The organism is Allobosea sp. GW822-FHT05A11 (assembly GCF_058800455.1).
The window spans coordinates 246,603-260,976 of the sequence record NZ_JBXAMI010000001.1 but is presented as its reverse complement, the minus strand read 5'-3'; the positions used below and the strand labels follow the sequence as shown (position 1 = coordinate 260,976).

At 66.3% G+C, this 14,374-nt stretch carries 13 protein-coding genes; 8 read left to right on the top strand and 5 right to left on the bottom strand.

From position 1 onward, the window contains the following. Positions 1-10 precede the first annotated feature (10 nt). Positions 11-1,222, top strand: a complete 1,212-nt coding sequence (locus AC1RLU_RS01250) for a M24 family metallopeptidase (RefSeq protein WP_492793549.1) — start codon at positions 11-13, stop codon at positions 1,220-1,222. Between the two features lie 123 nt (positions 1,223-1,345). On the opposite strand, the gene AC1RLU_RS01245 is transcribed toward AC1RLU_RS01250, so the two are convergent. The 3 genes from AC1RLU_RS01245 to AC1RLU_RS01235 are packed head-to-tail and all read right to left on the bottom strand — an operon-like array spanning position 1,346 to position 4,290. Then, positions 1,346-2,023, bottom strand: a complete 678-nt coding sequence (locus AC1RLU_RS01245) for an ABC transporter ATP-binding protein (RefSeq protein ID WP_492793548.1) — start codon at positions 2,021-2,023, stop codon at positions 1,346-1,348. Then, entirely contained in the window at positions 2,020-3,267 is a 1,248-nt protein-coding gene (locus AC1RLU_RS01240) for an ABC transporter permease (protein ID WP_492793547.1), read from the bottom strand. The genes AC1RLU_RS01245 and AC1RLU_RS01240 overlap by 4 nt, the downstream gene beginning before the upstream one ends. A gap of 3 nt (positions 3,268-3,270) precedes the next feature. Beyond that, complete coding sequence (locus AC1RLU_RS01235) at positions 3,271-4,290, bottom strand: efflux RND transporter periplasmic adaptor subunit (RefSeq protein ID WP_492793546.1); 1,020 nt, start codon at positions 4,288-4,290, stop codon at positions 3,271-3,273. A 139-nt stretch (positions 4,291-4,429) separates the two neighbouring features. On the opposite strand from AC1RLU_RS01235, the gene AC1RLU_RS01230 reads away from it, so the two are divergent. Then, positions 4,430-5,143, top strand: coding sequence for a TetR/AcrR family transcriptional regulator (locus AC1RLU_RS01230; RefSeq protein WP_492793545.1), 714 nt, complete (start codon positions 4,430-4,432; stop codon positions 5,141-5,143). Between the two features lie 99 nt (positions 5,144-5,242). Here AC1RLU_RS01230 and AC1RLU_RS01225 read toward each other — a convergent pair whose 3' ends face one another. Next, on the bottom strand, positions 5,243-6,427 hold the full coding sequence (locus AC1RLU_RS01225) for an extracellular solute-binding protein (RefSeq protein ID WP_492793544.1): 1,185 nt from the start codon (positions 6,425-6,427) through the stop codon (positions 5,243-5,245). Then, the gene (locus tag AC1RLU_RS01220) at positions 6,427-7,488 is read right to left on the bottom strand and encodes a LacI family DNA-binding transcriptional regulator (protein ID WP_492793543.1); all 1,062 of its coding nucleotides are present in this window, start codon (positions 7,486-7,488) and stop codon (positions 6,427-6,429) included. Before AC1RLU_RS01220 ends, AC1RLU_RS01225 begins: the two co-directional genes overlap by 1 nt. A 234-nt stretch (positions 7,489-7,722) precedes the next feature. Between AC1RLU_RS01220 and AC1RLU_RS01215 the strand changes: the two genes are divergently transcribed. The 6 genes from AC1RLU_RS01215 to AC1RLU_RS01190 all read left to right on the top strand — a co-directional run bounded on the left by AC1RLU_RS01215 (position 7,723) and on the right by AC1RLU_RS01190 (position 14,367). Beyond that, entirely contained in the window at positions 7,723-9,378 is a 1,656-nt protein-coding gene (locus AC1RLU_RS01215) for an MFS transporter (protein ID WP_492793542.1), read from the top strand. Between the two features lie 287 nt (positions 9,379-9,665). Then, positions 9,666-9,755 (top strand): K(+)-transporting ATPase subunit F, encoded by a 90-nt coding sequence (locus tag AC1RLU_RS01210; RefSeq protein WP_454034448.1) that lies wholly within the window; start codon positions 9,666-9,668, stop codon positions 9,753-9,755. 31 nt (positions 9,756-9,786) lie between these two features. Further along, positions 9,787-11,490 carry a potassium-transporting ATPase subunit KdpA gene (gene kdpA, locus AC1RLU_RS01205; protein ID WP_492793541.1) on the top strand — a complete coding sequence of 568 codons (1,704 nt, stop codon included), beginning with the start codon at positions 9,787-9,789 and terminating at the stop codon, positions 11,488-11,490. A gap of 10 nt (positions 11,491-11,500) precedes the next feature. Beyond that, entirely contained in the window at positions 11,501-11,671 is a 171-nt protein-coding gene (locus tag AC1RLU_RS01200) for a hypothetical protein (RefSeq protein ID WP_492793540.1), read from the top strand. Positions 11,672-11,704: 33 nt separating this feature from the next. Next, positions 11,705-13,750: a potassium-transporting ATPase subunit KdpB gene (gene kdpB / locus AC1RLU_RS01195; protein ID WP_492793539.1), complete on the top strand. Its 2,046-nt coding sequence runs from the start codon at positions 11,705-11,707 to the stop codon at positions 13,748-13,750. 11 nt (positions 13,751-13,761) lie between these two features. Beyond that, positions 13,762-14,367, top strand: a complete 606-nt coding sequence (locus AC1RLU_RS01190) for a K(+)-transporting ATPase subunit C (protein WP_492793538.1) — start codon at positions 13,762-13,764, stop codon at positions 14,365-14,367. Positions 14,368-14,374: the final 7 nt, after the last annotated feature.

The window sequence follows — 14,374 nt, the reverse complement described above, 5'->3', positions numbered from 1 at the left end:
GAGGTATGTCATGACGATCGGGGTAGGCGGATCATCCTTCGAAGAAGAGCTCGCCAGGCTCAGTCCACCGACGAGCCGCAGCGTCGCGATCGGGCTGGACGAGTATCGCGCACGGATCGCAAAGGCCCAGGAGCTGCTGCGAGACGGAGGGCATCAGGCGCTCTATCTCGATACCTCGACCAGCCTGCGTTACTTCACGGGCATCGACCTTGCCCTGACCGAACGCTTGCACGGGGCGATCGTCCCGGCCGAAGGCGAGATCGTCTACCTGAGCCCCGCTTTCGAGGAGCCCAAGACGCGGGAATACATGCTGTTCGGCGACGACGTGCGCTGCTGGGAAGAGCATGAGGACCCTGCAGCCCTGGTCGTCGATACGATTCGCAGCCTGGGCTACGAGAGCGGCTCGGTGGCGCTCGATCCGCAGACCCCCTTCTATATCGCTGAAGGCCTGCGCAAGGCGGGCAACCGCTTTTCCTTCACCAGCGGGCAGCCGATCACCGCCGCCTGCCGGCAGCTGAAATCGGCAGCCGAGATTGCCCTGATCCAGCAGGCCATGGACATCACCATGGAAGTTCACCGTGCGGTCGCCCGCGCCTTGAAGGTGGGCGTGACGACGACCGAGACCCTGGACTTTCTGGCGCGCGCCCATCGCAAGCTGGGCCGGGACTGGTCCAGCAATCACGCGCAATTCGGCGAGGCTACGGCTTATCCCCACGGCGTACCCTACCCGCAGACGCTGAACGACGGCGACATGGTTCTCATCGACATGGGGACGAAGCTGGAAGGCTATCGTTCGGACATCACCAGAACCTATGTGTTCGGAGAGCCGACCGAACGGCAGCGCGAGATCTGGAACCTCGAAAAGGCAGCCCAGTTGGCGGGGTTTGCCGCAGCCCGCCTTGGCGCACCTTGCGAGGCGATCGACCAGGCGGCGCGCGGAGTGATCGAGGCGGCAGGTTACGGGCCCGGTTACAAGGTTCCCGGGTTGCCGCATCGCACCGGGCATGGGCTCGGCCTGGACGTTCACGAAGAGGCCTATATCGTGAAGGGCAACAAGACGCCGCTTCAGCCTGGCATGTGCTTCTCGATCGAGCCCATGATGTGCATCTACGGCGAGTTTGGAGTGAGGCTGGAGGATATCGTCTACATGTCTGATGATGGCGCGAAGTGGTTTACCCAGCCCTCGCATTCCGTCGACGACCCCTTCGGCTACGAGGCCTGACCGCCGCAGAATTCTCCCTCGATCCGGCTGAAATCAGCCTGATCGCTGCGTCGCGGGCTTTCGGCCCATGCCGTGAAGTTGCGCGCGAAGAGAGCCACCATGCGATAGCTTCCAGGTGATATCTCAGCTCTCGCACAGCTGCCCGTCGACCAGATGAACGCACCGGCTCGCCTTCGCTGCCATCTCGGTATCGTGGGTCACGGCGATCACTGTCTTGCCGCGCTCGCGCACCAGCTCATCGAGGATCGCGAAGACCTGCGCGGAATTCCTGCTGTCGAGACTGCCGGTTGGCTCGTCAGCGAGGATCAATGGCGGATCATTGGCGAGCGAACGGGCGACAGCGACGCGCTGTCGCTGGCCGCCCGAGAGCTGGTCGGGCCGCTTGTCGAGATGGTCGGCGAGACCGAGCGCCGTCAGCAGTTCCGTCGAACGGTCGCGCATGGCAGCAGCGCCGAGCTTGCCGAGCCGGCGCATCGGAATCTCCACGTTCTCGCGGACGGTGAATTCCGGCAGCAGGAAGTGGAACTGGAAGACGAAGCCGAGCGTCCCCAGACGGATCGCGGCGCGCTCGCGTTCGCTGAGCCCGGCGGTGTCCCTGCCCTCGATAGCGAGCGAGCCGCCGCTCGGCTTGTCGAGCAGCCCGAGCAGATAGAGCAATGAGGATTTGCCTGAACCGGAGGGGCCGGTGATGGCGACGAACTCGCCCTCCCCGATCGCGAGCGTGATGTCCTGGACCAGCGTCACCGGTACGGCGGCGGGCAGGACGCGGGTCAGCCCCTTCGTTTCGATCAGCGCGCTCACGTGGCGCCCCGGATGATGTCGACCGGATTGAGCCGTGCCGCCTGTCTTGCCGGCAAGTAGCCGGCGACACCGGCCGAGACCAGCGCGAAGCCGGCCGCGATCAGATAGTGCCAGATACTCCAGGCCAGCGGCAGGCGCGTGATTTCCTGGGCGACGCTGGCACCCGACAATTCGAAGCGAACCAGCGAGAGCGCAAAGCAGAGCGAGAAACCGAACGCCCAGCCGATCAGCGAGCCGCCGGCGCCGAGCGCGACTCCTTCGAGGAGGAAGAGACGACGCATATCAGTCTCGGTGAAGCCGAGCGACTTCAGAATGGCGATGTCGCGCGCCTTCTCATGGGTAATGGTCGAGATGATGTTGAAGATGCCGAAGCCAGCTACCAGCAGGATCGCGCCGACGACCGTGTACATGATGACGTTGCGGATCACGAGCGCCTGCAACAGCGACTCGTTCGCCTCCTGCCATGCCATCGCCTTGTAGCCGATCTGCGCCTCGGCCCGCCGCGCCACCTGCGGCGCGGCGTTGGGGTCGTCGAGCTTCAACCTGATCTCGTTGATCGCATTCGGGCGCTCGCTGAGGATCTGGGCGTTCTTGAGCAGGACATAGCCCTCGCCCTCATCGCGCGCCGTGGTGCCGGTATGGAACAGGCCGACGATCTTGAAGGCGCGGCTCTGGCCAGTGGAGGAGACGACGGTGACGGTGGTGCCGAGTTCGACGCCAAGGCGCTGCGCCAGCCTGTCGCCGACGACGATGGTGTTGCCGCCGGCGATCAGCGAGGTGAAGCTGCCTTGGCGGAAATCCTTGGCGAGCGAGGAGACCTTCATCTCCGCCTGCGGCTCGATGCCGATGATGGCGATGCCGACATCGCGGCCGGAATAGCGCACCACGCCTTGCGTCTTCAGGCTGAGCGCCAATCGCCCGGGCACCCAGGCCCGCAGCATCGCGACCGCCTCGGTCGGGTTGAGGATGCCGCGCCGATCGTCCTTCGGCCGCAAGCCGGCGATGTGGACAGCGGCAAAGGCGTCCTGCGCCGGCTGGCGGCGGGCGTTGCGATATTCATCCGTGATGTCGACATGCGGCATGGTGTCGACCAGCCTCGCGACGAAATCATCCTCGCCGCCCTGCATCAGCGACGCCATGGCGATCGAAAAACCGACGCCGAGCGCGACCCCGATGATCGCGACCAGGGTCTGCCGGCCGCGGCCGCGGATATGCGTCAGGGCCAGAGCGAGGATCAGCCGCATGGCTCAGCCTCCTTGCGGCCTGACACGGGCACCATCGCCGAGCTTGTCCGGAAAGGGCGTGATCACGCGAGCCTGATCCGGCAATCCGGAGAGGACCTCGACATCGCCGGTGCCGCGAATGCCGATCGCCAGTTCGCGGCGGCGGGCGCGATCGCCATCGAGAACGAAGACGGCGTTGCCCTGCACGGCGGCGACCGGCAGCAGCAGCGCCTGCTTCGCCACCCGCGCGATGATGTTGAGCTCGACCGTCATGCCGATCAGCAAGGACGTGTCGTCCGGCAAAGCGAGATAGACGCGATAGGTCTTGGCGACGGGATCGCCCTTGGGCGTGATGCTGTCGACGGTGGCTTCCAGCATTTTCCCCGGAAAGGCGTCGGCGCGTAGCAAAGCACGCTGGCCGGGCTTGACCTGGGGAATGTCCTCTTCGTTGACTTCGGCAACGACGCGCAGCGGCCTGGCTTCGCCGATCCAGAACAGCACGGTGCCGGGCTCGGCGATCTCGCCGACCTCGCCGTCGCGGCGCAGCACGGTGCCGCGCATCGGGGCGCGCAGGACATAGTTCTCGAGGCGGGCGGTCTGGCCGGCGATCAGCGCCGAGGCCTGCCCCATCTCGCTGCGAGCGCGGTCGAGCGCCTGCTGGCTCGTCACATTGCGCTCGACCAGAACCGCCAGCCGGTCGAGCTCGGCGGTGGCAAGCTTCTGGCGGGCCTTGAGCTCGGCCAAGGTCGCCTCGGCTTGGACGCTGTCGAGACGGGCGAGGACATGCCCCTGCTCCACGCGCTGGCCCTCGCAGTCGCAGCGCTCGACGATGCGCTCTCGCACGAGCGCTGTGACCTTGGCCCAGTTGCGCGGCTCGACCGTGCCGGTGGCGTAGACAATCTCGGCTGCATCGCCGCGCTTGGGTGCGACCGTCGCGACCGCGACCGGCTTGGTCAGGAGCCAGTAGGCGCCGCCAGCGACGATGATGGCCGTGGCGGCAAGGAGGAGACGAGAGAACTTCACGACATCCCTCGCAAGAAGCATCCCGCTGAGGCACCCCGCTCGCGATCATCGCAAGTCGGAAGCGTTGCGGCGGCAGCCTCTTACGCGCACAATCACGAGAGACCGACCGTCGGTCATTCTACAGACCGACGGTCGGTCGTCAAGCAGAGGTAAGTCGCATATGCCCCGTATCGTGAAGTCCCCGGGTGATCGCAGGAACGAGATCCTCGACGGCGCGCAGGCGCTGTTTTTCGAACGCGGCTACGAGCGGACCACGGTCAACGACGTGATCGCAAAGGTCGGCATCTCGAAGGGCGGCTTCTACCACCACTTCACGGCGAAGGAGGATTTGCTCGAAGGGATCACCGCCCGGCTGGCGCAGGATGCGGTCGCGCGTGTCCGCGATATCCTCGACGATCCGGGTCTCAGCGCGCTTGAGCGGCTGAACGTTTTCATGGCGCGCTCACGCAGCATGAAGCTGGCGGATGCACCGAAATTCCGGGCCGCTTTCGACGTTGTCTTCCGGCCGGAGAACCTGCTGCTCTACCATCGGATCAATGCCGCCTCGATCGCGGTGATGCGACCGGTGCTGACCCGAATCATCGCACAGGGCACCGCCGAAGGCACCTTCACCGTGCCGGACCCCGAAGCCGCAGCGGAGATCGTCCTGCATCTCAACGCCAGCACCCACGATGCCGTCGCGCGAACGATTGATGCGATGGGGACCGCCGAGGAAGACGCTGCGATCGCGACGCTGGATCGACGCTTCCAATTCCAGGGTATCGCGATGGACCGTATCCTCGGACTGCCGGACGGTAGTCTGGTTATCGTCGAACCTGGCTTCACACGGGCGGTGATGACGGCACGCCAGGTCGATCGTCGCGACCACACTTAGACTGGGCGCCTGACGGATAGGCATGAACGCCCGCTTCCAGGCGATGCCCGAACGTCCGTAACTGGCGCGGTGCGGTACAAACCGCACCGCGCCACAGCTTCACGGCCTTGCCTTCTTCCCGGCGATCTCTCGATCCCATTTCTCGAACATCGTCACCAGGGGCTTTGCGTCGAGCGGCGGTTCGGTCGGGTTGTTCGCGATCATATCGGCATATTCCGGCCGGCCGAACTTGGCGATCGTCTCCTGGCTGTCCTTCGGCGCCATGTCGATGGTCACGCCGTGGATGGACGGGCCAGGATACATATAGCCGTGGTCGTACATGTAGGCCTGCTGGGCCGGCTCCAGCAGATAGGCCATCAGCGCCAACGCGACATCGAGCTTCTCGCCGCTGACGCCCTTTGGAATCGCCATGTAGTTGGCATCGCCGACCCAGTGGAAGCCCTTCAGCGTCGCCACTTTGAAGTTCTCCGGCACGATGCCGAGATAGCGCGGATTGATGTCCCAGCCGGTGGTGGTGGCGATGATGTCGCGCGAGCCGTCGCCGAGCTCCTTCATCGTCGCGGTGGTGCCGGACGGGTAGTACTCGACGCAGTCGTTCATCTCCTTGAGATAGGCCCAGGTCTTGTCCCAGCCCTTGACCGGATCCTGCGGGTCCTTGTCGCCGAGCAGATAGGGCAGGCCCATCACGAAGGTGCGCCCCGGCCCCGAATTCGCCGGGCGGGCATACATGAAGCGGTTGGGATGCGCCTTGCACCAGGCCAGCAGTTCCTCGGCCGTCTTCGGCATGTCCTTGACCTTGGCCGGGTCGTATTCGAGCAGCGGCCCTGACGGATACCAGTCGAGCACCATCGCCTGGCCGCGCGCCATCTTCTGCATCGCATAGGCGCCGGGGATGTAGAGCTTGTCCAGCGCGGGAAAGCGGTCGGCATATTTGGGGAAAATCTCGAGCCAGAGATTCTGCTCCATGCCGGCCGCGAGCGCGTCGTTGCCGGTCAGGACGAAGTCGATGTCGACGCGCCCGGCCTGCTGCTGCGCTTTGAGCTTGCCGGCGAGCTCCGGCGCCGTCGCCTTGGTGAAGATGAAGCGCGCGACAAGATCAGGATGCTCCTTCTGGAACTTCTCGATTGCGGGCTGGCTGATCTGCAAGTCGCCGGCGACGTCGATGACGCTGATCGTCAGCGGCGCCTTAGGCTTGGGCAGGGCCGGTTTCGGCTGGGCCGCGGCCGCAAGCGGGCCGAGCCCGATCAGCGCCGCCGCTGCGGCTAGGATTGACCATCGTGACATCACGTTCTCCCTCTTTGGTCGGTTGATCTGCGCCTGTTCCCGGCGGATGGGGATCGCCCGGGTATCGCCTCCCCGGTCGCGACAGGGCCGGTGCTTTCGCGCTGGACGAGGCGGGTTGGGATGATCAGGCAAGCGTCGCGCTTCTCGCCGGTCTCGATGATCTCCAGCAGCAGTTCGACGCCGGCCGCGCCGGCATCGGCGCAATGCGCATCGATCGTGGTCAGTGGCGGATAGGTCGTGGCGGCCAGCACGTCGTCGAAGCCGACGATGCTGAGGTCGCGCGGGATGACGATGCCGCGCGCGCTCAAGCCCGCGACCAGCCCCTGCGCGACGATGTCGTCGAAGGCGATGGCGGCACTGACACCGGCTGCGAGCAGGCGCTCGACCGCCGCCTGGCCGGCCTCATAGGTCGGCCGGTAGGCCGGGATCGCCAGTTCCTCGATGCCGAAGCGCTGTGCTGCCGCCATCGCGGCGTGCTCGCGCTGCTGGTTCGCCCAGGACGCGGCCGGACCGCCGACATAGGCGATGCGGCGATGGCCGAGCCCGAAGAGATGGGTGATCGCCATCTCGATGCCGCCGCGCACGTCGATGAGCACGCGCGGAACGCCGGCGATGTCGCGGTTGATCAGCACGGTCGGCTTCTGGCCGGCATGGAAGCGGATGCGCGCCTCGTCGAGGCGGGGCGATGCGACGACGAAGCCGTCGACCTGCGGCGCCAGCTTCGCCAGCAGGCGGTCCTCGCGATCGGGCGTTTCGTCGGAATCGCCAAGGAACACCGCATAGCCCAGTGCGTCGGCGCGCGCCTGCGCGGCACGGATGAGCGGCGGGAAGAAGGGGTTGGCGATGTCCGGCACCAGGAGCGCGATGGTGCCGAAGCGCCCGGTGCTGAGCGCGCGCGCGATGCGGTTGGGGACATAGCCCAGTTCGTCGGCGATCCGCCTGACCTGCTCGACGACGGCCGGCGTCAGGAGATTGGGCCGGGTGAAGGCGCGCGACACGGTCGCCCGCGACACGCCGGCCTTCGCCGCGACATCTCCGATCGTGATGGAGCCCCTTGTCATCACTTCATGCAACCGGTTGCATGGCACCCTGTCAAGTGAGCGTCAATTATTGCGGCGCGCTGCTGACATACGGCATGCTTGTTTTTGGACGCGCTCCAGCTTGCCTGACAGGGAACATCCGTCTCCCTGCAGGTCGTCCATGCCGGAAAATCAGGCCTCCCAGACGAAAATCATGACATAAGATTCCGGAATCACGCTCGGAACCAAGGCCGGCGGCCAGGAGCAGACGTCGGAATGAGCCGAGTCATGGATGCGCGGAAATCCGCGGCGGGTGCCGGGCCGTTTGCGCCTCTCAGGAATGTAACGTTCCGGGCGATCTGGCTTGCCGGGCTGATCTCCGGCCTGGGGTGGCTGATCCAGACCATCGCCATGAGCTGGCTGATGGCGACCATCACCCCGTCCAGCGTCATGGTTGCGCTGGTCCAGGCCGCGACGAACCTGCCCGCCTTCATCCTGTCGATCTTCGCCGGCGCCATCGTCGATAATTTCAATCGCCGCAAGGTGATGCTGATGGCCCGGTCCCTGATGACCGTGACCGCCGTCGCGCTGACGATCCTCGTCGCGCTGGGCATGATCAATCCCTGGATCATCCTGTTTTTCAGCTTTCTCGCCGGCTGCGGCATCGCCTTCAACGACCCGGCCTGGCAGGCCTCGGTCGGCGATATCGTCGACCGCAAGGACCTTGCGGCGGCGGTGACGCTGACCTCCGTCGGCTTCAACACCGTGCGCAGCGTTGGGCCGGCACTCGGCGGCATCATCCTGGCGAGCTTCGGCCCACTCACGGCCTTCTGCCTGTATACGCTCGGCCATCTCGCGCCGCTGGCTGTCGTCTGGCGCTCCCGATGGAAGGTGCCCGTCTCGCGGCTGCCGCCCGAGGCGATGCTGACGGCGATCTCCGACGGCATCCGCTTCACCTCCCTCTCATCGGAGATCAAGACGGCGCTCGGGCGCGGCTTCCTGTTCGGCTTCGCGGGCATTGCCATCCTCGCACTGCTGCCATTGGTGGTCCGCGACCAGCTCAAGCAGGGCGCCATCGCCTATGGCACCCTGATGGCGGGCTTCGGCGCAGGCGCGCTGCTGGCCGGCCTCGCCTCGACAACGCTCCGGCGCAAGCTGTCGGACGAGCAGATGCTGAAGCTGGCCTGCACGGCTTGCGCGACCTGCACGCTCTGTCTGTCGCTGACGCAGAGCCCGGCTCTCGCGGCTGTCGCGCTGATGCTCGGCGGCGCCGGGTGGGTCCTTGGCTGGTCGGGCCTCAGCATCAGCGTGCAATGGGCGAGCCCGCGCTGGGTCGTCGGCCGGACGATCTCGCTCTATTACGCCCTCACCTCGCTCGGGCTGGCTGGCGGGAGCTGGATCTGGGGCATGGTCACCGAAAGCTATTCCCTGGGTTTCGCCCTGCAGGCCTCGACCGCGGCATCCCTTGGTGTCGCGCTTCTCGGCTTTCTCCTGCCCATCCATCAGCGCAAGGACTCCGATGTCTCGACACCCGACAGCTTCGAGGCCCCGACGCTCGGTCTTGACCTGAAGCCGCGCAGCGGACCGATCGCCGTCAAGATCGAGTATCGGATCGCCCCCGATCAGGTCGAAGCCTTTCTCGCCCTGATGCAGCAGCGCCGGCGTGCGCAAGGGCGCAATGGCGCGCGCCGCTGGATTCTGACCCGCAACCTGCACGACGTCACCGTCTGGACCGAGACCTTCCGCACGCCGACATGGCACGACTATCTGCGCTTCAACTACCGCCGGACTACGGTCGACACGACGCTGAATGACAGCCTTGTCGATCTGCATCAGGGGGATGGCGCACCGGAGGTGACCCTCTCGATCGAACGCCCCACCGCCGTGCCGCGAAAGCCCGGCATCTTCCGGTCCGACACGCCTCACGGCTGAAGCCTGTGCGTCCGCAGGGCGCGCCGAATTCCTATAAAATTCCTATTCTGCGACGCCGCGCGCCGTCTCGAACGGCTATGCCGCGAGCACGATAATCCGACCCATGGTCGATCTGCTCGCACCCTCGCCTTCCACGCGAAGGTGGGGCCCCGCGCCTCGACCCATCGGTAACGCCCGGTCGAAAGGACCACGGCAATGGATATCGCCATGCTCGCGCTCGCGCTCGGCTTCTTCGCGGCAGCCCTCGCCTATGTCTCGGCCTGCAACGCGCTCTGAAGGAGGCTCCCATGTTCGTCGATTATCTCCTCGGCGGCGCGGTGACCGCGCTCCTGCTCGTCTATCTCACCTATGCGCTGCTGCGCCCCGAGCGCTTCTGAGCGCCAGGCATAGAGCTTCGAAAGCCCTCCCATGACACTCTATGGCTGGATCCAGATCCTCCTCTTCTGCACGATCGTGCTCGCCTTGGCGAAGCCGCTCGGCGGCTACATGACGCGCGTCTTCAATGGCGAGCGTACTCTCCTCTCCCCCGTGCTCGCGCCGGTCGAGCGCGGGCTCTTTGCACTCGCCGGCACGCATGAGCGCGAGGAGCAGCACTGGAGCGCCTATGCGGTCGCGCTGCTGCTGTTCAACCTCGCCGGCCTGCTGCTGCTCTACGGGCTGCAGCGCTTTCAGGGCCTGCTGCCACTGAACCCGGACGGCATGGGCACTGTGGCGCCCGACCTCGCCTTCAACACGGCGGTCAGCTTCGTCACCAACACCAACTGGCAGGGCTATGGCGGCGAGAGCACCATGTCCTACCTGACGCAGATGCTCGGCTTGACCGTGCAGAACTTCGTCTCGGGCGCGACCGGCATCGCCATCGCCGTCGCGCTGATCCGCGGCTTCGCCCGCGCCTCGGCCAAGTCGGTCGGCAGCTTCTGGGTCGACCTCACCCGCGCGACACTCTACGTCCTGCTGCCGCTCTGCATCCTGCTGACGCTGGCCTATGTCGCCTTGGGCGTCCCGCAGACGCTCGACCCGTCGGTGACGGCGACGACGCTCGAAGGCGCGCAGCAGACGATCGCGCGCGGCCCGGTCGCGTCCCAGCTCGCGATCAAGATGCTCGGCACCAATGGCGGCGGCTTCTTCAACGCCAACTCGGCCCACCCCTTCGAGAACCCCGACGCCATCACCAATCTCCTCCAGATGGTCTCGATCTTCGCGATCGGCGCCGCGCTGACCAATGTCTTCGGCCGGATGGTCGGCAACGAGCGCCAGGGCTGGGCGATCCTCTCGGCCATGGGCGTTCTGTTCATCGCCGGTATCGCCGTCTGCTACTGGGCAGAAGCTGCAGGCAATCCGCTGGTCCAGGCGCTGGGTCTCCAGGGTGGCAACCTTGAAGGCAAGGAGATGCGCTTCGGCATCCCGCTCTCGGCCCTCTTTGCGGTCGTCACCACCGCCGCCTCCTGCGGCGCGGTCAACGCCATGCATGGCAGCTTCACCGCGCTCGGCGGCATGATCCCGCTGATCAACATGGAGCTTGGCGAGGTCATCATCGGCGGTGTCGGCGCGGGCTTCTACGGCATCGTGCTCTTCGTCGTGCTGGCGATCTTCGTCGCCGGCCTGATGGTTGGCCGCACGCCGGAATATCTCGGCAAGAAGATCGAGGCCCGCGAGGTCAAGATGGCCATGCTCGCCATCCTCTGCCTGCCGGCCGGCATGCTGGTCTTCACCGCGATCGCGGTCGTGCTGCCCGGTGCGGTGGCGTCCGCCGGCAATAGCGGCCCGCACGGCTTCTCCGAGATTCTCTACGCCTATACCTCGGCGGCGGCGAATAATGGCTCGGCCTTCGCCAGCCTCTCGGCGAACACGCTCTGGTACAACACGACGCTCGGCATCACGATGCTGGTCGGCCGCTTCCTGGTCATCATCCCGGCGCTCGCCATCGCCGGTTCGCTCGCCGCGAAGAAATCCGTGCCCGCCTCGGCCGGTACCTTCCCGACGGACGGCCCACTCTTCGTCGGCCTGCTCGTCGGCGTCATCCTGATCGTCGGCGGCCTGACCTTCTTCCCTGCCCTCGCAGTCGGCCCGATCGTCGAGCATCTCTCCATGCTCGCCGGCCAGAGCTTCTGAGGAGATCACCATGGCAAGCTGCCTGCGCCAAATGCGCCGCGATGCCGTCCATCGTGACGCCCCTTCGCGGGAAATGGACAGGGCGCCGCCGCGCCCTGCCACCCTCATCCTCGGCCTGACGGTCGCACTGTTCCTTGTCCTGCTGCTCGTCCGGGCGCTCGCCGGCCTCGTCGCCGCCTGAGCCGGACCCGCCACCCCTCCGCTGGAGCCTCTTATGAGCCCATCCAAATCCGCGAGCCTGATCGACGCCCGGATCCTGCTGCCGGCCCTCGCCGACGCCTTCCGCAAGCTCGACCCGCGCAGCCTCGCCCGCAACCCGGTGATGTTCGTCGTCGCCGTGGTCTCCGCGCTGACCACCATCCTCTTCCTGAAGGACCTTGCCACCGGAGGCGCCAATCTCGGCTTCTCCTTCCAGATCGTGCTCTGGCTCTGGTTCACCGTGCTCTTCGCCAATTTCGCGGAAGCGGTGGCGGAGGGGCGCGGCAAGGCCCAGGCCGACTCGCTGCGCAAGACGCGCTCCGAGACCGAGGCCAAGCTGCTCTCGGGCGATGACCGCAGCCAGTTCCGGCTCGTCCCCGGCACTTCGCTCAAGGTCGGCGATGTCGTGCTGGTCGAGGCCGGCGACATCATCCCCTCGGACGGCGAGGTCATCGAAGGCGTCGCCTCGGTGAACGAAGCCGCGATCACCGGCGAATCCGCCCCCGTCATCCGCGAATCCGGCGGCGACCGCTCGGCCGTGACCGGTGGCACGCAGGTGCTCTCCGACTGGGTTCGCGTCCGTATCACCGCCGCGGCCGGTTCGACCTTCATCGACCGCATGATCGCGCTGGTCGAGGGCGCCGAGCGCCAGAAGACCCCGAACGAGATCGCGCTCAACATCCTGCTCGCCGGCATGACGCTGATCTTCGTGCTCGCCACCGTGACGATCCCGAGCTTCGCCACCTATGCCGGCGGCTATATCCCGGTCGTCGTGCTGGTCGCGCTCTTCGTCACGCTGATCCCGACCACGATCGGCGCCCTGCTCTCGGCCATCGGTATCGCCGGCATGGACCGGCTCGTGCGCTTCAACGTGCTCGCCATGTCCGGCCGCGCCGTCGAGGCCGCCGGCGACGTCGACACGCTGCTGCTGGACAAGACCGGCACGATCACCCTCGGCAACCGCCAGGCGACCGAGTTCCGCCCCGTGCGCGGCATCAGCGAGCAGGAACTGGCCGATGCCGCCCAGATCGCCTCGCTCGCCGACGAGACGCCGGAAGGCCGCTCGATCGTCGTGCTCGCCAAGGAGAAATACGCCATCCGCGCCCGCGACATGGCGAGCCTGCACGCCACCTTCGTGCCCTTCACGGCCCAGAGCCGGATGAGCGGCGTCGATCTCGAAGGCTCCCAGATCCGCAAGGGCGCGGTCGACGCCGTCCTGAAACATGTCGAAGGTGCAGGGGCCGAGACGGTGCGCGAGATCCAGGCCATCGCCGCCGAGATCGCCAAGGCCGGCGGCACGCCACTTGCGGTCGCCCGCGATGGACGGCTGCTCGGCGTCATCCATCTCAAGGATATCGTCAAGGGCGGCATCCGCGAGCGCTTCACGGAACTCCGCCGCATGGGCATCCGCACGGTGATGATCACCGGCGACAACCCGATGACCGCCGCCGCCATCGCCGCCGAGGCCGGCGTCGACGATTTCCTCGCCCAGGCCACGCCCGAGAACAAGCTCGCGCTGATCCGCGAGGAACAGGCCAAGGGCAAGCTCGTCGCCATGTGCGGCGACGGAACCAACGATGCGCCCGCCCTCGCGCAGGCCGATGTCGGCGTTGCCATGAATACCGGCACGGTCGCGGCCCGCGAGGCCGGCAACATGGTCGATCTCGACAGTGACCCGACCAAGCTCATCGAGATCGTCGAGATCGGCAAGCAGCTCCTGATGACGCGCGGCGCGCTGACGACCTTCTCGATCGCCAACGACGTCGCCAAGTATTTCGCCATCATCCCGGCGATGTTCCTGGCCTTCTATCCGCAGCTCGGCGCGCTCAACATCATGGGCTTGCAGACGCCGCAGAGCGCTATCCTCTCTGCGATCATCTTCAACGCGCTGATCATCGTCGCGCTGATCCCGCTCGCGCTGAAGGGCGTGAAGTACCGCGCGGTCGGGGCCGGCGCCCTGCTCAGCCGCAACCTGCTCGTCTACGGGCTCGGCGGCATCATCGTCCCCTTCATCGGCATCAAGGCCATCGACATGGCCATCACCGCCATCGGCCTCGTCTGAGGAACACAACCATGCTCAAGCAGATCCGCCCCGCCCTCGTGATGATCGTCGCGCTATCGGCCATCACCGGCCTCGCCTACCCGCTGGCGATGACCGGCATCGCCCAGACCGTCTTCCCGCGCCAGGCCAATGGCAGCCTGATCGAGAAGGACGGCAAGATCCTCGGCTCCAGCCTGATCGGCCAGAACTTCACCAGTGAGCGCTATTTCCACGGCCGCCCCTCGGCGACGGTGGGCACAGACCCGAACGACGCAACGAAGACCGTCGACGCGCCCTATAACGCCGCCAATTCCGGCGGCTCCAATCTCGGCCCGACCAACCAGAAGCTGATCGAGCGCATCAAGGCCGAGACCGAGACGCTCAAGGCCGAGAATCCGGATGCGCCGGTGCCGATGGAGCTGGTGACCACCTCCGGCAGCGGCCTTGATCCGCATATCTCGCCCGAGGCCGCCTATTTCCAGGTCGCGCGCGTCGCCAAGGCCCGCAATGCCGATCCGGCGACGCTCAAGGCGCTGGTCGATACCCATGTCGAGCGGCGCAAGCTCGGTTTCATCGGCGAGCCCGTCGTCAACGTGCTCGCGCTGAACCTTGCTCTCGACGGCGCTGCCCGGCGCTGACACAAAG